We start from the raw sequence: 16,930 nt of genomic DNA, 5'->3' as shown, positions 1-16,930 counted from the left end.
ATTTTTAAGACTATATACAACGTGTTAAAGACTTTTACTGACATACACCACATCGTTTACACCCTGCACTACATGGCGGAGTGTATTTTTCATACTGAGCTTGATAATATTCAGCCAATAGATATGATTTGTCAAAACCCATACTCAGGTTATCCCATGGCAAAACCTCAGCCTCACCTCTAGGACGATATAAGTAGAACGCTTCATCAACCTTATGCGCTTTAAGAGCCTGTTTCCATCCCTTCACACCACCACTAGCAACAGCGGTAAGCAGCACTTGCCCCAGCCTACGATCACCTCGCGCTAAAACACTTTGGATATAAGCTTCTTTGGGTTGCTCAATTAATACCTCTACGCCTTTCCTTTTTTTCAAGGTAGTTTGGATGTATTTCAAGCTAGACGATACTTCCTCCATCGAAGCCATCGGCAACCACTGAAAGGGGGTAAACGGTTTAGGAATAAATGGGTTAATACTTAAAGTTAACCCTGCCTTATTTCCCAAAGATTCCATGTGGTCCTTGACACCGTGTGCCATATCAACAATAGCCTCAACGTCCTGATTACTTTCTCCAGGTAACCCAACCATGATATATAACCGAACATGGGGAATCCCGGCTGTTGTCGCGGCCGATATGGCTTGGTATAAATGCTCATCAGTAATCCCTTTATTGATTACTCGCCGCATTCGCTCACTACCAGCTTCCGGCGCCAGCGTAACGGTTTTGTGGCCGCTGGCAGCCAAAGATCCTACCAAACCAGGCGTCAGTGAGTCAGCCCTAAGTGAAGCAACTGACATTGTAAGCCCTTCATTTAAAATGAGTTGGCATAATTCATCAATTTCAGGATAATCAGAGATAGAGGCACCCATTAGTCCGACTTTCGCTTTGAACAGCTTGGCTCTCTTTACACTTTCAGCAATTTGTGCCAGAGAGTGAACCCTGGGGTTACGAAAACAATAACCGGCCATGCAGAAGCGGCAATGCCTGCCACAGCCTCTGGCAACCTCAATTAGGTACATATCCTTAAACTCAGTTTCAGAGGTAACAATCACCGTTTGTGCGGGATATTTCCCTAAATCCTTAATATACCGTCGGTTCACCTTAGCTGGAACTACTGACTGTCGTTCATATCGTTCAATACTACCGTCAGCAGCGTATACAGGCTGATAAAAACGCGGAACATATACTCCTTCAATTTGCGCCAACCGCAACAATAGTTCTTCTCTTGGCAATCCTTGCTGCAAACTGTCATAATAGCTATCCAAGAAGTCTTGCATTACTTCTTCGCCCTCACCGATTATACAAGCATCAACAAAATCAGCCAATGGTTCAGGGTTAAAGGTAGCACATGGACCGCCGATAATTACCAGCGGATCACCCTCACCTCGTTCAGCTGCTACCATCGGAACTTTGCCTAGCATTAAAATAGTAAGCAGATTAAAATAATCCATCTCAAAGGAAACAGCAAACGCAATCAAGGGAAATTCATATAATGGCAACTGATTCTCTAGCGTTAATAAAGGCGTGTTTGTGCGAGTATACTCGTCTATCGTTTTTTTATCAGGCAAAAACAGCCGTTCACAGGCTGTATCGCCCCGGCTGTTTATCTGTTCATAAATAATATGCAGTCCAAGGTTGGACATACCAACATGATAAGTATTAGGGTAAACAAGGGCCATCGGACGACGAGAACCCGGCGCGTAGACCAACGTTCCCTGCTCGGCAGCCACAGTTTTTTGCAGGCTTTCTTTCAAATACCATGACATTTTTATCACATCCACCTGTAATGTCTGCCCGTAATCGCAGTTATGGTTGACATTACAATAGTATACCAATTTTTTTACTAAATTATCTAATGACTAAGTTGTTCGACGTTTTATGCCCAGCATTTTTGCGAAATGTCTTCCCACAATACCACTCGCCCTGCGGCGATTGTTGCTGCTACATCGATCAGACGCTGGTTGCGAGAACCGCGAAAAGCCAGCCCCAAATCACGTTCAGCTGCACGATATAAACCATCTACTAAGATGTCTGTTTGTTTAAGTAAATCCCCTACGTTTTTACGGTTAACAGCCATAGCTGCCAACTGTTCAAAGGTAAAACCACTATAGGTAACAATACTTAGTCCCAACAACTTTAATCTTTGAGCTAATAAGGATAACTGTTTCGCCTGGAGAAATGGCTCTCCACCGGAAAAGGTTACTCCTTTTAACAATTTATTACGAATAAAAATTTTTTCAATATAGAGAAAAAGCTCTTCAACCTCAGTAGCATAGCCACCGTTTATATCATGAGTATCAGGGTTATGACAGCCCTCACAGTTATGTGAACAGCCTTGGGTAAATATTACTAATCGTAATCCCGGACCGTCCACAATACTCTCTTCCGTTATCCCCGAAAGTCTAATTTCCATCTTTTTCTGCTCCTAAACATGGCGTACACGCTGGTCTAATTCCTTTAACTTAGCGTCATTAAACCTGTCAACAGTACTTAAATAGCCTGTAATACGACGAACACGCCGAATACTGGTGGTACCGCAGGAAGGGCATTCATCAGTGTCAATTACCCCTAGATGCCCACAGCCTTCGCAGAAATCTACAGGAAAATTAAAGCCAGCATAGCCAAAGTCACATTTACGCATATAACGAATAATTTCTTCTAGTGCTCCTAAATTATTGACAGGAGGTGCACCAAATTCAACATAACTGATGTGGCCAGCATTGGTGTACTTGTGATATACACCTTCAATACGAATTTTATCAAAAACACTTATAGAATAACTAACAGGAATATGGAATGAATTTGTGTAATATTCTTTGTCAGTAACGCCAGGAATGATCCCATACTCCCGACGGTCCATTTTAACAAATCGTCCTGATAAACCTTCAGCTGGTGTTGCTAGTAACGTATAGTTCAACTCATAATGTTCAGCAGCACGGTCAAGCTTATCACGCATAAAAGCAATGATTTCTTCTCCCATAATCTGAGATTCTTCATTTTCGCCATGATGGCAGCCGGTTAAAGCCGTCAGCGTTTCAGCCAACCCAATAAAACCAACCGAAAGAGTACCCTGTTTTATAACCTCTTCAATATAGTCATTAGGCTTCAGCTTGTCTGAATCTATATAAAGGCCTTGTCCCATCAAAAATGGCATATCACGCACCCTCAGTTTAGCCTGCACCTGAAAACGATGATAAAGCTGTTCACAAGCTAAGTCAATCAATTCAGCCAAACTTTCATAGAATTTCATAAAATTGCGCTCGGCTTTGATAGCCAAACGCGGCAAATTAATTGTAGTAAAGCTCAAATTTCCGCGTCCATCAGTTACTTCCGGACCGCAGCGATTAGCCATTACCCTAGTACGACAGCCCATATAGCCAACTTGATCCCCATATGCTTTATTAAAGGATGAATCCATAAAACTAAAAGTAGGATTAAGCCGTTGAGCCGCAACCCGAATTGCCAGCTTGAACAAGTCATAGTTAGGATCACCTGGATTAAAATTAACTCCTTCCTGAAGCCGGAAAATTATATTCGGGAAAATAGGATTTTCACCCCGCCCTAACCCTTTTTCATAAGCTAACAGTAAATTTTTAGTTACCGCGCGTCCGGTCGGAGAAGTTTCAGTACCAATATTAAGACTAGAAAAGGGGACCTGAGCACCTGCCCGCGAATGCATACTATTTAAATTGTATATCAACGCTTCCATAGCTTGATATACTTCTTCATTACTAGCTTTTTCCATAAATGGTGCAATATCTCTGTCAAAAAACGCAAACGACTGCCCGCCATGCATATCATTTTGCGAACTCTGCAAGATAATCGCCGCAAGAGCCGTTGCTGATGCAGGGCGTCTGGGAGAACGGATATAGCCGTGACCATTGTTAAATCCACTATTAAGTAGTTTTCCCAGAGGAATTTGTACACAAGTTAATGTTTTTCCATAAAAATCCAAATCATGAATATGATAATCACCTTTAATATGAGCTTGTGCAATCTTCTCGGGAATAAGTCGATTTAGATAGAAAGCCTTGCTAGCGGCACTGGCAATTTGTAGCATTTTTGCTGAGGGTGAATTAGAAACATTAGCGTTTTCACGACTAGTTTCCACCAGGATTTCACCGACTGCGTCCATTAAGTCTGATTTAGCGTCCCGCATCCGATTACGCTTGTCCCTGTATAGAATATAAGCTTTAGCGGTTTTGGCGTGGCCTGTTTCAATTAATACCTTTTCAACACCATCCTGCACATCTTCCACTCCAAATAAACCGCCATTATATTGTTGTTTTAGAAATTTGAGTACACTAAGTGTAAGTTCTAATGCCAGTTGCCGGTCTGCCCCGCCCACTGCTTTAGCTGCTTTATATATCGCTTCGGTTATTTTACTTTCATCAAAATCCGCTTCTCGTCCATCACGTTTTCTTATTCTAACAAACATTCTTTTTCCCCCATATTGATTAATCTTTATGCTGAGTTTTCATAAGTAACTCAAGTTCCTGCATAAAGTTATTAATATCAGCAAATTGCCGATACACTGAAGCAAACCTTACGTAGGCAACCTGATCAATCTCTTTTAAATGCTGCATCACAGACTCACCAATTTGTCGGGTAGAAACCTCTCGTTCTACGCCATTATAAAGATCTCTCTCGACCTTGCTGACAGCTGTTTCAATCGCATTAACAGGAACTGGCCGCTTTTCGCAGGCCTTCAATAGTCCACCCAGTAACTTACTTCGATCAAACATCTCCCTGCGTCCATCTTTTTTTATAACCATCAATGGTATTTCTTCAACTACTTCATATGTAGTAAAGCGACGGGCGCAAACCGAACATTCCCTGCGCCGACGAATCGAAATTCCTTCGTCGGCTGCTCTTGAATCAACAACCTTACTATCAGCTGCTCCACAAAAAGGACAGCGCAAAATTCACCCACTCCTTGATTACTCCAGTAATTATGTTATAATATTTGTAGGTTACCACTTCGAATACTATATATTGTGTTCGACTTATTATATATACGCCATATGTTGTGTATTTCCTGCTTGTTAGGAAATTTTAAGAAAAAAACTCTAACCACTACGCGGTTAGAGTTTTTACGTTATTCATGCTTTAGCTCACCGAAGCTTCCACCTTCAACTAAAATTACATCCATTCCGATTTTATTGATCTTATCCCACGGAATAACCACATCTTCATTACGTCCAAATAGGCCTAAAAATCTTCCCATCCCCGGCACAACAATGGCCGTAAGCCGCCCAGATTCAACATCAATTTCTATATCCGTAATATGCCCCATACGTTTGCCATCAATTATACTTATAACCTCTTTCAATTTCAAATCACGTGTACTATTGACAATACTTTTATTAGGCATTGTTGATTATGCACCTCCCTAATAAATATCTATGATAAGATGAACGCAATTATGTTTCCTTCATATATTTAAGTTGCAGCCGTTATCACTGTTAGCAATAATGGACTGTACTATGTAAAGATGATCCTTCATTGTGATAAAAGAGAAACTATAAAAGCCGCCCACCAGAAGGCAGACGGCTAAACACGCTCCATTACAACAATTACTTTAATCCGCCACTGCCCATTAACATATTCAACATATTCTGCAATGGCAAAATGTTGTAAGGCCTGATTTAATGCTTCTTGGGCGGCACTTAATTGTAATCTTTTCGTCGGTGTTGTTTCAGGATCATTCATTTGCTTGACAATAGTATTATAGTCGTTGATGGTCGTTAGCAAGGCTGTTTTAAGTTTTCGTTCCATGGTGACCTCCTCATCCCTCTCCCCTGCTGCTGCGGGACTTTTCCTTTTTGCAGGCGCTATTTTACTATCAGTTAGCCTTATCGGCCTCTAAGTGCCTTCTAATGTCCCATAAATTCTATTATACCTATATCATACTACTATGACTTATGCTTGTACATCAAATGTTGGATCTTTTGTATTCCGCTTTTAATAGCGCTTACTATTAACACAGTATATTTATCTTGCAACCAACTTTAGATTGCAGCTCTTTTTCTAATAAACTCTTAAAAGACGTTTCTGGCTTTTTTCTTGGCGAATATGCGGTTTCATTATATCGATCTTGTAGATGTGCTTTGGGACTTGGGAATACCGGGACAACCTTAGTAACTTTCAAGGCAAATCACCTCCAGTTATTTACAAATATATTCTATAAATGGAAGTAAATACCTTTATTTTAAATACTGCTGTTGTCAAAACATTTTATGCTACCTTCTGCACAAACAGTGGCGATTTTTGTCTTTAGGTATAAGAAAAAGAGCCCCGCTGAGCTCAATGGTTAGAGCGTTTTTAATATGAACAATATTTTACTATTTCCCTTATACTCTCTCTAGGAAGTCCATCTAACCATATTCCACCCGTTCTTTGCAATAACTCTCTTATTGCCGGCGTGTCACTCCATTTTTCATCGATACTCTTAGGTACAATAATTACCTTGCTTCCATTGAGCAATCGGGCTACTAGTATTCTTTGAGCTATGGTTTGGATATCAAAAGAAATCGGTATAAAGTTTTTCTTGTTTTTGGGTTTAATAGATAACCTTATTGTTTTATCATCCACAAAATATTCTACTGAAATATCTACGTCAGTATTTTCAAGATACATTCCGCTAATTTCACTGATACCAGAAACTTCAACAATATCTTCTTCTAGTAATTGAATAAGTTGCATGGTAACACTCATAAAATCAAGCCTCTTCCCTCTCTATTTTATAAAACATTCACATAAAGAGAATACATTCTGCTAACAGGAAATTAATTCCTGCCTTTCAAAAGCAACTACGGCTCAGACATCTCACTTTCTATCGTCAAAACAACGCCTTTACACTTCATTATTTTCTGATGCATATAAAAAATCACCGGGGAATACTAAACAAGGAGGTGTTATTATATGCGTAAAAAATCTCAAATGGAATCGTTTGCGAGCGAATATGCCATGAGTGCTGGCGATAACGCGTTATCGCGCGAACAAATTAATAAATCTATTGTTTCAGAAGCCATGACCAATGAGCACAAACATCGCGAAGCATTCGAAGAATCTCTTAAAGATATGGCCGATTAATTACAACACCTTGACTTTAGGTATAAATTTACAGGAGTGTGAGTGTTCACCCCCTAGACCGGAGCGACTGTATAAACAGAGCTCTGGCTTTTTAATTTTAATTCTATGTGGCTACCATCCCGCATATGATGTACCTACAGTCAGAATATTGGGTTTAGTTTGACTGCGAATCACACTTTTCAAAGTACCCTCTAATCCAGCCCCGTTCTATGGCAGTTTTAATCTCTGCTGGCAAGTTATCTATCGGGTACTGTTCTGCTGGATACCATACGCCATTTGCTTCCGACCCCTTATAAATAAAAGTTAACGTATTTTTCTTTGCCATTTCACCAACCTCCGATACATATATATGCAACAGAGATTGTCCCTTTGCCTGGCAGTGTTTACAGGATTTTAAAGCGTAAAATGACACTATCAATTTTCATAGATAACGGGAGGGTAAAATGAACGCAGTCTACATCCGTGTAAGTTCCGAAGAGCAGGCCAAATCCGGTTACTCATTGGGGGATCAGCTGCAAGTATGTCGAACCCGCCTAGTAAATATGGGGTTTACCGATATAAAAGAATATAGAGATGACGGCTATAGCGGGGAATATCTTGACCGCCCCGCCCTTGAGGCGCTTAGAAATGACTTACGCGCCAAACTCATTCAAAATATCTGCATCTATGATCCTGACCGTCTAAGCCGAAATCTAACTAACCAGTTACTCCTTGCCGACGAAATCGAAAAATCCGGCGTCAACCTCTACTTTGTAACTGGTGATTATGATGCCAGTCCGGAAGGGCGTTTGTTTTTCAGCATACGCGGCGCCATCAGTGCATTTGAAAAAGCTAAAATTCGTGAGCGTACGCAGCGAGGCCGGAAAGCCAAGGCTAATTCAGGTAAAATCGTGCATAATGCTCGGCCATACGGATACTGCTTTGATAAAGCTACTTCCATGTATGTCATTAATGAGGCTGAAGCCAAAGTAGTACGAATGATTTATGCCATGTGTATTGAACAAGGCATGGGCGCACGCACTATCACACTAGAACTTGCCCGCATGGGAGTTAACGGCCGAAAAGACGGTAAACCATTATCGCTTAACTGCATCGAACAAGTCCTGACTAGAGATATGTATTATGGCCAACATTATCTATTTCGCCAATCGGTCAGTAAAACAGGGCAGAACACGCGGGAGATTAAGAATCTTCCGCGTGAGGATTGGATACCGGTAACAGTCCCGCCGATTGTTACTTTCGCAACCTACCAACAGGCCCAGGAACAGCGGCAAAAAAACAAGCGCTATGCAAAGCGCAATACGACCCACGATTACCTTTTGCAGGGCATCCTATACTGCTCTCTCTGCCAACGCGCTATGACAGCCTACGCAAGACCGGGACCGCGTAAAAAAGCTGATCCTGTATTGTACTATTACTACTCGTGCGTCACTAATGAATCCGGAACTTACATGTTCGAAGAACGCTGCCAGTGTCGCCGAATACCTGCTACTGCTTTTGACGAATCCATATGGAATATCTTTGTTAATTCGGCAAAAAACAGTGATAGTCTGGACCGATACATAATAAAAGATGCTGAGAAGGATTACTCTGAAGATATAAAAAAATTATCAAGGCTTGAAGAGGATTTATTAAAAAAACGCACTGAAATTGCTACCTGGTTCCGCCAAGACTTAATTGATGCTGACACGGCTAAGAAAGATCTCCAGGATATTACTAGAAAATTGATTTCTGTTACAGCATCCCTTGCTGCGCTCCAGCACGCTCAAAGCAAGTTAACTAAAACCGACTCTACCATCTTATCTGAGAACTTCTTGGCTGCTAAAACCTTTGCTGATAAGCAAGATATTCTCCGCAAATCGGGTATAAAGGTTTATGCTGTACGCCTTGATGATTCAGTAGAATTTAAATTCAAAAACAAAAACCTAGATTTGATCTAAGTTTTTCGCGTTTATTGTTTATTATTGCACCTCTGATTTGTTCAAATCGCTAGTCTTTAACATCTAGCCCCCTCCAATCTATAAAGCTTCACAAATATGCAGCTTCAGGATTCTACAATAATTATATGAAGACCAAAGGGATAAGTGTGCCAAAATATTTATTTATTAAAAATTTCAGCTAACTTCCAGCAAATTTTCGGGGTTTTATCAGCCTCTTCCTGCTGATTATATTCTTTTACAGAAGTAACCGGAGCCAAGGTAGTATTAGTACCATCAATAAAACATAACGGCGGAAACAATACACACCACCAATTTTGCCCAGCAGCTTCTCCTAAAAGAATGCGAACAGCTTGATACTCTCCCGCAGGTAATACTAAGCTGCCGTAGGAACGCACAGGAAATTCAAAGCTACCGATTTGTATCGCCACTGGATAATCAACGCCATTTTCAGCTAAAATTTTTTTTGCCACTAGCACAAGTTCGTCTTGGCGGTTAGCTATAATGTTTTTTGCAGCATGGGCGTCAGCAACATCTTTGACATGCGGAGTTAAATAGGCAATGACTGCATCACGAACCTTTAATTTAAGCTGTTGATCTTGCACGCTATCACTATTAGCCAAAATATGTAGTCTAACATAATCACCGCTATTTGGCGTCACTGATACTCCGTGTTCCTCCTGATAGAGAAGCAAACTCCATCCGCCAGCAATAAAACAAATTGTTACGATTATCAATATTCGCTTGCGCCAAAAAGGTAACATTCTCTCCATTTTTCTGCCTCCCAAGTAAATCATATAAACTCTATATATATTTGCGCATATGGCCTAATGCGGCCTTTTCCAGTCGCGATACCTGCGCCTGGGAAATACCTATTTCATCAGCAACTTCCATCTGCGTTTTACCCTCAAAAAACCTAAGAGTAAGTATATGTTTCTCGCGTTCACTCAATTTGCGCAGAGCTTCTTTAATAGCCACGCCTTCAAGCCAACTCAAATCCAAATTTTTATCATCACTGATTTGATCCATTACAAAAATGGGGTCCCCGCCATCATGATAAATAGGTTCAAATAAAGATATAGGCTCTTGGATTGCATCAAGGGCAAATATTATTTCTTCTCTTGGAACCTTAAGTTCATCGGCAATTTCATTAATTGACGGTTCTCGCGAAAATCGGCTGACTAACGAATCTCGTACTTGCAATGCTTTATAGGCAACATCACGCATCGAACGGCTTACCCTGATGGGGTTATTATCTCGTAAATAACGCCGAATTTCTCCAATAATCATCGGTACTGCATAAGTAGAAAATTTTACATTTTGCCCTAAATCGAAGTTGTCAATGGCTTTCATTAATCCAATACAGCCAACCTGAAATAAGTCATCAACATATTCTCCTCGATTGTTAAAGCGTTGAATTACGCTAAGCACTAATCGGAGATTGCTATAAATCAGCTGTTCCCGGGCGGCTCTTTCACCCCCCTGCATTACCACGAACAACTCACGCATTTTAGTGGCAGAAAGCACCGGGAGCTTTGCTGTATTCACACCACATATTTCGACTTTATTGACAATCATGTTATTACCTCCCCAGTTTTTCTAAGCTACTAAAACAACTTACCCCACACAAGCATTATTGCCATGGCCTGGCGGTTTTATACTTTGCTGCGCGAAAGAAGGTTGCCGGTTTTTAAAAATAGACAAAAAAAAAAGAGCCACACGGCTCATTCCATGCGACTAATCTCTTTACGTAAACGTTTGATTATTCTCTTTTCCAGCCTTGATATGTAAGACTGAGATATTCCCAACATATCAGCTACTTCTTTTTGTGTGCGTTCGTTACCGTCATCATTAAGACCAAAGCGCAGCTCCATAATTCTTTGTTCCCGCCCTGACAACTTGCTCATGGCTGTATATAGCAGTGTTTTGTCAACCTCTTCTTCCACTGACTTATAAATGATATCATTATCTGTACCCAACACATCCGAAAGTAACAGTTCATTACCATCCCAATCAATATTTAACGGTTCATCAAAGGATACCTCCGCCCGGGTTTTACTGTTACGGCGCAAATACATTAAAATTTCATTTTCAATACACCGCGAAGCATACGTCGCTAATTTAATCTTTTTGATTGGGTCAAATGTGTTTACTGCTTTGATTAGGCCAATTGTGCCAATACTAACTAAATCTTCGACACTTACACCGGTGTTTTCAAATTTGCGAGCAATATAGACGACAAGCCGAAGATTACGTTCAATAAATATACTTCTGACAGATTTATCACCTTTTTGCAAACGGTTAAGCAAAAAAATCTCTTCATCCCCTGATAGAGGGGGCGGTAAAATTTCTGCGCTACCCACATAAAAGACTTCATCAGGCTTGAGCCAACCAATAGCCTGAAGCAATGAAATGCATCTTAGCTTTATATACAATTTAATTATTGACCAGGTAATTTGCATGTATTTTCCTCCTTGATAATATTGATCTCGGTTATAAGCGCCGGATGTAAGAGCGCTTGACAATCACTATTTGTAGCAAAAGTACCAGCATAAATGCCAATAAGTACTTCGGAGGTATAAAACGACTCCTCCTTATGCATTACGGTAATACTATCTGGTCGAAAACCAAGTAACAGATTACAGCCGCCGATAGACTGGCAGGGTATAATCTCCACCCTAGCTAACCAAGCTGAATCCTGACATTTGTCAAGATTCGCTACCCACGAATCCGGCTGATTAGTTGTTAAGAACGCTGCTACCTGGCTGCCTAGTAGTTGAATTGCCGACTGGAGGGACAAAAGTACTACCGGTTTGCGTCCAAGTAGCGAATAAAGGCCATTACCAGTATCCAGCATACCAGTAATCTCCTGTAACTGTCCGGCATACTCTATTCTTGTTTGATAATAAGTCTTATGTCGGTACATTCTGGCCAGAAGTCTTTTGACAACCAGCATGATGAGAACTATGGCTATAACACTGCCTACCGCTAAATCCCCCCAGGAGAGTTTAATACTATTGCTAGCTCTATCGGGTGCTGCTGTTTGAATGAAGTACAACCAGCCTAGCACTGCCCCACCCAAGATGAACGATACAATAAAAAAAATGCCTGTAAGTATTACTGTCATTTTTACTGACTTATAGCCAAAAGCCAATAAAATAATCACCACAGACGCCAATAACTTTCCGGGAATACTATAAAGCGTAGCCATTTCCGGAAAGATACCAACTAATGTATATACGCCTCCCGCTACAGCCGCCATTAACAAGCGTTTCCAGCAAAAAGAAATGCCTGCCGCATAAGCTGTTACTATTAGAATGATGCTATTCATAATAAAATTGATCAACAATACTACATCAGCATATATGGTCACTAGTCATACCTTCCAAATAGAAATTTATACCATAAAGTCACTTAATACATAAGACTATATGCTTTGAATAAAATCGTTATTCCAATTATACTAAGTATCTCTCTAAAATAATGTAATTTCTTGCCATATATATTATTTCAAAAATAGACAAAAACCCGGCTCACAATGAGCCGGGTTTTATAGTATAGTCCTTCTTATTTTTTTCTACCGCCGCATCCAAGCTGGGATATCTAAATCCCGCCCTTTAAACGGTTCAATAACTGGAGCTTCCCCTTTACCTGCACTTGCTTTTAATGGCAACGGGTCAAAACCAGTAGCAATGACAGTTACCCGGACTTGGTCTTCAAATGATTCATCAATGGTAGCTCCAAATATAATCGTAGCTTCCGGATCAGCCGCTTTAGCAATAATATCAGCCGCTTCATTAACTTCAAACAGGGTAGTATTAGGACCGCCAGTAAAATTAAGTAATACACCTTTAGCGCCATCAATTGACATTTCTAAGAGCGGACTCTTAACTGCCGCTTCAACAGCTACAACTGCCCGGTTATCGCCTGTACCGAAACCAATACCCATAAGTGCTGAACCAGCGTCGCTCATAATAGTCTTAACATCAGCGAAATCAAGATTTATCAGTGCAGGTACGGCAATGAGATCAGAAATTCCCTGCACGCCCTGACGGAGTACATCATCGACAATCTTGAAAGCATCCATGATTGGAGTACGTTTATCCACAACTTGCAATAAACGATCATTAGGAATAGTAATCAAAGTATCTACTTTCTCTTTAAGCTTAGCAATGCCCCGTTCGGCTTGAAGCTGACGCTTACGTCCTTCAAAAGAAAAAGGTTTAGTAACAACCCCAACAGTTAACGCTCCCACTTCTCTGGCACATTCAGCGACTACCGGTGCCGCACCGGTGCCAGTACCACCGCCCATACCAGCCGTGATAAACACCATGTCCGCTCCTTTTAGAACCTTAATTATGTCGTCTCGGCTTTCTTGAGCAGCCTTTTCACCAATATCAGGATTAGCACCTGCCCCCAAACCTTTAGTCAATTTCTCGCCAATCTGAATACGATAGTTAGCCTCAGAGCCAATTAACGCCTGCGCATCTGTATTTACAGTGATAAATTCTACTCCCTGCAGGCCAGCACCAATCATGCGATTGACCGCATTATTACCACCACCGCCCACACCAATAACTTTTATCGAAGCAAACTGATCCAAGTCCATGTCAAATTCCAACATTACTAAGTTTTCCTCCTTACCATCTATCAAAATTTCAATAGTTTTTTAGCTTTATCAATAAAAACATTCCAGGCGTTGCCGCCTCCTGTCACTGGTTCACTTGCTGAAATTTTGGCACCATACCTTATAATACCATAACACACAGTATTAGCTGGATGTGCATATTCGTCAGCCAACTGCACTGGCTTAACCGTTTCGGTATGTATCTGAAAAACTTTGGCTATGCAGGAGACCATACTAGGCATTGTCCCTAGGCCGCCAGTCAAATAAATACATTCCAGATTTTGTCCACTTACAGATAGATGCTTGTCTAAAAGCGGCTTAACAGAATCATACAATAAAGCACCAATTTCATCTACTCTACTTTCAATAATATCATATAAAAAGTCAAAAGAAATATGCTTATCTGTAGTTCCATAATCGTTACAGTCTAGTACTACTCCTTGATTACGCAAATCAGGTGACAAACGGGAATAATATCGCTTAATTTCTTCAGCATGGGCTCGGTTAACACTTACTCCTTGCATCAAGTCACTGGTTATATAATCACCGCCCAAAGGTAAAGAGGCTGAAAAACAAAGCTTGCCACCAACATAAATAACAAAATCGGCAGTACCTGCGCCAATATCCATAAAAACAAAGTTATTCGGGCGATTTAAGATCTCTGTCTTCATAGTTTCGGCTGCCACAATACCACTGGCAACAATGCCATTTAGGTTAAGCCCATTATTGGCAAGCGCCTGGGTAAGTCCTTGCAAAATTACCTTGGGTGCCGATATTAAGTGAGCTACTACCTCAAGGGCTGCACCTGGTTTGGCGATAGATTCCTTAGCTGAAAACACATGTAAATTTTCATAGTCACTATCGGCAACTGCAAATATAGCGGCTTTACATGCGCGTTCAACATCTTGCGAAGTCGCTGCTGCCGGAGTTGTTGGTGCAATGCTGCCAATACTATTTTGCATAACAAGTGATGCACCGCTAATGCCTAAGTATACAGAACCTGTCGCTTGGCTGTCAACCGCCATAATAACACAATCTACCGCCTGTCTTATAGAATGAGTCAAAGCGTTAATATCAGTAATAACTCCTCTTTCATAGCCTGCTGTCGGAGCAGCACCACTACCTAAAATTGCTACACTGCCATCAGCCTGCAAGCTTCCAGCAAACACTTTGATCATACCTGTGCCAACATCAATAGCTAATATAGTTTTTTTATTCATAACTCCCTCGCAGCACAGTATTATGGTTCTTTCAAATACTTTCAACAAAAATGGCATTTTCCCTTTTTTTTAACCGGAAAATCTGTTTTTTTTTGAATGTGTAACTAAGAAAAGCTCCAAAGCCGAAATGATACTAGGACGGCTTTGGAGCTACCACCTTATTTCTTTAAAAAATATCGACGAATTATTGCTAAATTTTGGAATACTCGTAAACCAAAAGCTAACATGGCTACATAATATAAATCGATCCCTAGACGGTCCCCAATATATACTAAGCCCGCCGCCAATAAGGCATTTGTAAAAAAACCTGTTATAAATATCGTATTATCAAATTTTTCTTCTATGCCTGCTCGTAGTCCTCCAAACACGGAGTCAAGTGATGCCAGTAATGCCACTGACATAAATTTAGCATATTCCACAGGCACTGTAATCGGAAAAGATATGCCAATAAGTAGCCCTATAATAAGTCCAGCAATCGGCAATGCCATACTAACGACCACCTTCCTGAGACGGCTTGGCGAATTCAAAGCGAAAAGTGCCCTTAAATGCCGGAACGTTTACTACCTCTTGCGTTTTAATGGTTACCTGAATACCCCAAAACTGTAAGGTTTCAATTACACCGCCACGCATTTTTAGTGCATTCTCTAATGTTGTTGGCTCACCAATGACACGAACTTCATACGGTGGCGAATAGCGGGCGTTATTGACTGATAACGTTGGCCCAGCACAACGAATTTCGGAACTGGCAATAAGCCGTTGTTCGTTAATCGATATGGCTTCCGCACCTGCTGCCCATAATTCATTAATTACTTTAAGAATATCATCATCATGAATTAGATATAAATTAGGGTTTTCCCCTGGTTTTGACGGACGTTTACTATCATCAATTGTTACTATAATACCAGGACCTTCAACAGCGACCACACCGGCCCCCATCTTTATCCTCTCAAATTCCTTCGATGCGGCTTCGACACCGGAGGTACGCTTTAGTTCCTGAACTTGGTTAACTAATGCGTCTCGCTCTTTTTCGGTCTGACTTAGGCGTTGGGATAAGTCCTCAACCCTTTGATAGGGAATACTTGACTTAATGTCTTGGGTAGTACGGAATTGTACTGCCAGCATAATGCCCAACACTACGCAGACCAGAGCAATGGCAAGTTGCCCTTGCTTGATGGGTAACAAAATATCGTCTCCTTTCAAAATTGAGCCCTACTTATTAAGTATTTTAATAATGGGGGAAGTATAGTTAAGATCCACATACTCGACAGTCAGTTTTTTCATAGCTATTTCCTGCAGAATTTCACCTGTCAGTTTCGCCTTTTCCATAAGACGCTGATTGTCACCAATTCGAATGCATACTGAATTGGTAGTATAAACAACACATTCATTCGGTGATTTAATGTTAACTTCTGATAATTGGTTTAAAGACGCCTCATCCAGTCCGGATAAATATGTTAGAACATCAGAAAGTCCTGAATTATTTATCTGATCGCCAACATAAACATTACCCAACCGAATACCTGTAATAACAGGCACTTTTACCTGTTTTAAGTTCTTTAGTGCAACCAGTACCATACCTTGTCGATCTATTTCTACAAAACCATACTGACTGGCAACAAAAGCCAACGGCTGGCGTTCCTTGACATGAATAGTAATAGTAGCCGGAAAGCTTCTCTTGACCTGAACCTCATCCACACGCAAATCATTCGTTAGCCGCTCGCTTATTTCTGCTGGTTTTAGCCTAAATATATTTATTTGTTCTGGAACTCCGGCTATCCGCAGCACTTCCTCAACAGTTACATATTTGTTGCCTTCAACCACTACTGTCCCAACAGTAAAATAGGGGGATTTAATAAATAAAAAAATAGCTATTAGTACTATCAACGCCGCCAGCCACAACGCCAATATAGAAGCGCGCCGTTTTCTAGCTGCTCTCAAGCGTTCTGCGGTCTGCATGCAATCACTCCTGTAGACATCTTCTGCAAGTAATTATACAACGTATTGTCCACTAAATAAATAAAAAAATGAGCAGCAAATACTGCCCAATTTTTT

The 16,930-nt window shown here is 40.8% G+C and carries 19 protein-coding genes; 2 read left to right on the top strand and 17 right to left on the bottom strand.

Annotation, left to right across the window (positions count from 1 at the left end; all coding sequences use genetic code 11):
* Positions 1-34: 34 nt before the first annotated feature.
* The 7 genes from ACZ449_RS05395 to ACZ449_RS05365 form a co-directional block, all read right to left on the bottom strand.
* On the bottom strand, positions 35-1,765 hold the full coding sequence (locus tag ACZ449_RS05395; protein WP_464260036.1) for a TIGR03960 family B12-binding radical SAM protein: 1,731 nt from the start codon (positions 1,763-1,765) through the stop codon (positions 35-37).
* Positions 1,766-1,875: 110 nt separating this feature from the next.
* The gene (gene nrdG, locus ACZ449_RS05390; RefSeq protein WP_464260035.1) at positions 1,876-2,412 is read right to left on the bottom strand and encodes an anaerobic ribonucleoside-triphosphate reductase activating protein; all 537 of its coding nucleotides are present in this window, start codon (positions 2,410-2,412) and stop codon (positions 1,876-1,878) included.
* Positions 2,413-2,424: 12 nt separating this feature from the next.
* The gene (gene nrdD / locus ACZ449_RS05385) at positions 2,425-4,437 is read right to left on the bottom strand and encodes an anaerobic ribonucleoside-triphosphate reductase (RefSeq protein WP_464260034.1); all 2,013 of its coding nucleotides are present in this window, start codon (positions 4,435-4,437) and stop codon (positions 2,425-2,427) included.
* A 19-nt stretch (positions 4,438-4,456) separates the two neighbouring features.
* On the bottom strand, positions 4,457-4,921 hold the full coding sequence (gene nrdR, locus ACZ449_RS05380) for a transcriptional regulator NrdR (protein ID WP_464260033.1): 465 nt from the start codon (positions 4,919-4,921) through the stop codon (positions 4,457-4,459).
* A 176-nt stretch (positions 4,922-5,097) separates the two neighbouring features.
* Complete coding sequence (locus ACZ449_RS05375; protein WP_464260032.1) at positions 5,098-5,373, bottom strand: YlmC/YmxH family sporulation protein; 276 nt, start codon at positions 5,371-5,373, stop codon at positions 5,098-5,100.
* A 179-nt stretch (positions 5,374-5,552) separates the two neighbouring features.
* Entirely contained in the window at positions 5,553-5,777 is a 225-nt protein-coding gene (locus ACZ449_RS05370) for a hypothetical protein (protein WP_464260031.1), read from the bottom strand.
* Positions 5,778-6,323: 546 nt separating this feature from the next.
* Positions 6,324-6,716: a hypothetical protein gene (locus ACZ449_RS05365; RefSeq protein WP_464260030.1), complete on the bottom strand. Its 393-nt coding sequence runs from the start codon at positions 6,714-6,716 to the stop codon at positions 6,324-6,326.
* Between the two features lie 207 nt (positions 6,717-6,923).
* On the opposite strand from ACZ449_RS05365, the gene ACZ449_RS05360 reads away from it, so the two are divergent.
* A complete protein-coding gene (locus tag ACZ449_RS05360; RefSeq protein ID WP_464260029.1) occupies positions 6,924-7,094 on the top strand; it encodes a hypothetical protein in 171 nt (56 codons plus the stop codon).
* 154 nt (positions 7,095-7,248) lie between these two features.
* On the opposite strand, the gene ACZ449_RS05355 is transcribed toward ACZ449_RS05360, so the two are convergent.
* On the bottom strand, positions 7,249-7,419 hold the full coding sequence (locus ACZ449_RS05355) for a hypothetical protein (RefSeq protein ID WP_464260028.1): 171 nt from the start codon (positions 7,417-7,419) through the stop codon (positions 7,249-7,251).
* A 118-nt stretch (positions 7,420-7,537) separates the two neighbouring features.
* On the opposite strand from ACZ449_RS05355, the gene ACZ449_RS05350 reads away from it, so the two are divergent.
* Entirely contained in the window at positions 7,538-9,034 is a 1,497-nt protein-coding gene (locus ACZ449_RS05350) for a recombinase family protein (protein WP_464260027.1), read from the top strand.
* A gap of 158 nt (positions 9,035-9,192) precedes the next feature.
* Here ACZ449_RS05350 and spoIIR read toward each other — a convergent pair whose 3' ends face one another.
* The 9 genes from spoIIR to ACZ449_RS05305 form a co-directional block, all read right to left on the bottom strand.
* Positions 9,193-9,804 (bottom strand): stage II sporulation protein R, encoded by a 612-nt coding sequence (spoIIR, locus tag ACZ449_RS05345; RefSeq protein WP_464260026.1) that lies wholly within the window; start codon positions 9,802-9,804, stop codon positions 9,193-9,195.
* Between the two features lie 31 nt (positions 9,805-9,835).
* Complete coding sequence (gene sigG / locus ACZ449_RS05340) at positions 9,836-10,609, bottom strand: RNA polymerase sporulation sigma factor SigG (RefSeq protein WP_464260025.1); 774 nt, start codon at positions 10,607-10,609, stop codon at positions 9,836-9,838.
* Positions 10,610-10,755: 146 nt separating this feature from the next.
* The gene (sigE, locus tag ACZ449_RS05335) at positions 10,756-11,493 is read right to left on the bottom strand and encodes an RNA polymerase sporulation sigma factor SigE (protein ID WP_464260024.1); all 738 of its coding nucleotides are present in this window, start codon (positions 11,491-11,493) and stop codon (positions 10,756-10,758) included.
* Complete coding sequence (locus tag ACZ449_RS05330; RefSeq protein ID WP_464260023.1) at positions 11,472-12,404, bottom strand: sigma-E processing peptidase SpoIIGA; 933 nt, start codon at positions 12,402-12,404, stop codon at positions 11,472-11,474. Before ACZ449_RS05330 ends, sigE begins: the two co-directional genes overlap by 22 nt.
* Positions 12,405-12,608: 204 nt before the next feature.
* Positions 12,609-13,655, bottom strand: coding sequence for a cell division protein FtsZ (gene ftsZ / locus ACZ449_RS05325; protein WP_464260022.1), 1,047 nt, complete (start codon positions 13,653-13,655; stop codon positions 12,609-12,611).
* A gap of 26 nt (positions 13,656-13,681) precedes the next feature.
* On the bottom strand, positions 13,682-14,878 hold the full coding sequence (ftsA, locus tag ACZ449_RS05320) for a cell division protein FtsA (RefSeq protein ID WP_464260021.1): 1,197 nt from the start codon (positions 14,876-14,878) through the stop codon (positions 13,682-13,684).
* 158 nt (positions 14,879-15,036) lie between these two features.
* The gene (locus ACZ449_RS05315; RefSeq protein ID WP_464260020.1) at positions 15,037-15,366 is read right to left on the bottom strand and encodes a small basic family protein; all 330 of its coding nucleotides are present in this window, start codon (positions 15,364-15,366) and stop codon (positions 15,037-15,039) included.
* 1 nt (position 15,367) lies between these two features.
* Positions 15,368-16,060, bottom strand: coding sequence for a DUF881 domain-containing protein (locus ACZ449_RS05310; RefSeq protein WP_464260019.1), 693 nt, complete (start codon positions 16,058-16,060; stop codon positions 15,368-15,370).
* A gap of 27 nt (positions 16,061-16,087) precedes the next feature.
* On the bottom strand, positions 16,088-16,834 hold the full coding sequence (locus ACZ449_RS05305; protein WP_464260018.1) for a cell division protein FtsQ/DivIB: 747 nt from the start codon (positions 16,832-16,834) through the stop codon (positions 16,088-16,090).
* Positions 16,835-16,930 lie beyond the last annotated feature (96 nt).

It is taken from the genome of Desulfosporomusa polytropa (assembly GCF_055380075.1).
Note: the sequence above shows the minus strand (reverse complement) of the source record. Positions and strands in the feature narration are given on the sequence as shown.

What these genes read in the sequence shown, in the direction of transcription:
- ACZ449_RS05395 (WP_464260036.1), bottom strand. Translation starts at nt 1,765, where the DNA reads ATGTCATGGTATTTGAAAGAAAGCCTGCAAAAAACTGTGGCTGCCGAG.
- nrdG (WP_464260035.1), bottom strand. Translation starts at nt 2,412, where the DNA reads ATGGAAATTAGACTTTCGGGGATAACGGAAGAGAGTATTGTGGACGGT.
- nrdD (WP_464260034.1), bottom strand. Translation starts at nt 4,437, where the DNA reads ATGTTTGTTAGAATAAGAAAACGTGATGGACGAGAAGCGGATTTTGAT.
- ACZ449_RS05375 (WP_464260032.1), bottom strand. Translation starts at nt 5,373, where the DNA reads ATGCCTAATAAAAGTATTGTCAATAGTACACGTGATTTGAAATTGAAA.
- ACZ449_RS05370 (WP_464260031.1), bottom strand. Translation starts at nt 5,777, where the DNA reads ATGGAACGAAAACTTAAAACAGCCTTGCTAACGACCATCAACGACTAT.
- ACZ449_RS05365 (WP_464260030.1), bottom strand. Translation starts at nt 6,716, where the DNA reads ATGAGTGTTACCATGCAACTTATTCAATTACTAGAAGAAGATATTGTT.
- ACZ449_RS05360 (WP_464260029.1), top strand. Translation starts at nt 6,924, where the DNA reads ATGCGTAAAAAATCTCAAATGGAATCGTTTGCGAGCGAATATGCCATG.
- ACZ449_RS05355 (WP_464260028.1), bottom strand. Translation starts at nt 7,419, where the DNA reads ATGGCAAAGAAAAATACGTTAACTTTTATTTATAAGGGGTCGGAAGCA.
- ACZ449_RS05350 (WP_464260027.1), top strand. Translation starts at nt 7,538, where the DNA reads ATGAACGCAGTCTACATCCGTGTAAGTTCCGAAGAGCAGGCCAAATCC.
- spoIIR (WP_464260026.1), bottom strand. Translation starts at nt 9,804, where the DNA reads ATGGAGAGAATGTTACCTTTTTGGCGCAAGCGAATATTGATAATCGTA.
- sigG (WP_464260025.1), bottom strand. Translation starts at nt 10,609, where the DNA reads ATGATTGTCAATAAAGTCGAAATATGTGGTGTGAATACAGCAAAGCTC.
- sigE (WP_464260024.1), bottom strand. Translation starts at nt 11,493, where the DNA reads ATGCAAATTACCTGGTCAATAATTAAATTGTATATAAAGCTAAGATGC.
- ftsZ (WP_464260022.1), bottom strand. Translation starts at nt 13,655, where the DNA reads ATGTTGGAATTTGACATGGACTTGGATCAGTTTGCTTCGATAAAAGTT.
- ftsA (WP_464260021.1), bottom strand. Translation starts at nt 14,878, where the DNA reads ATGAATAAAAAAACTATATTAGCTATTGATGTTGGCACAGGTATGATC.
- ACZ449_RS05315 (WP_464260020.1), bottom strand. Translation starts at nt 15,366, where the DNA reads ATGGCATTGCCGATTGCTGGACTTATTATAGGGCTACTTATTGGCATA.
- ACZ449_RS05305 (WP_464260018.1), bottom strand. Translation starts at nt 16,834, where the DNA reads ATGCAGACCGCAGAACGCTTGAGAGCAGCTAGAAAACGGCGCGCTTCT.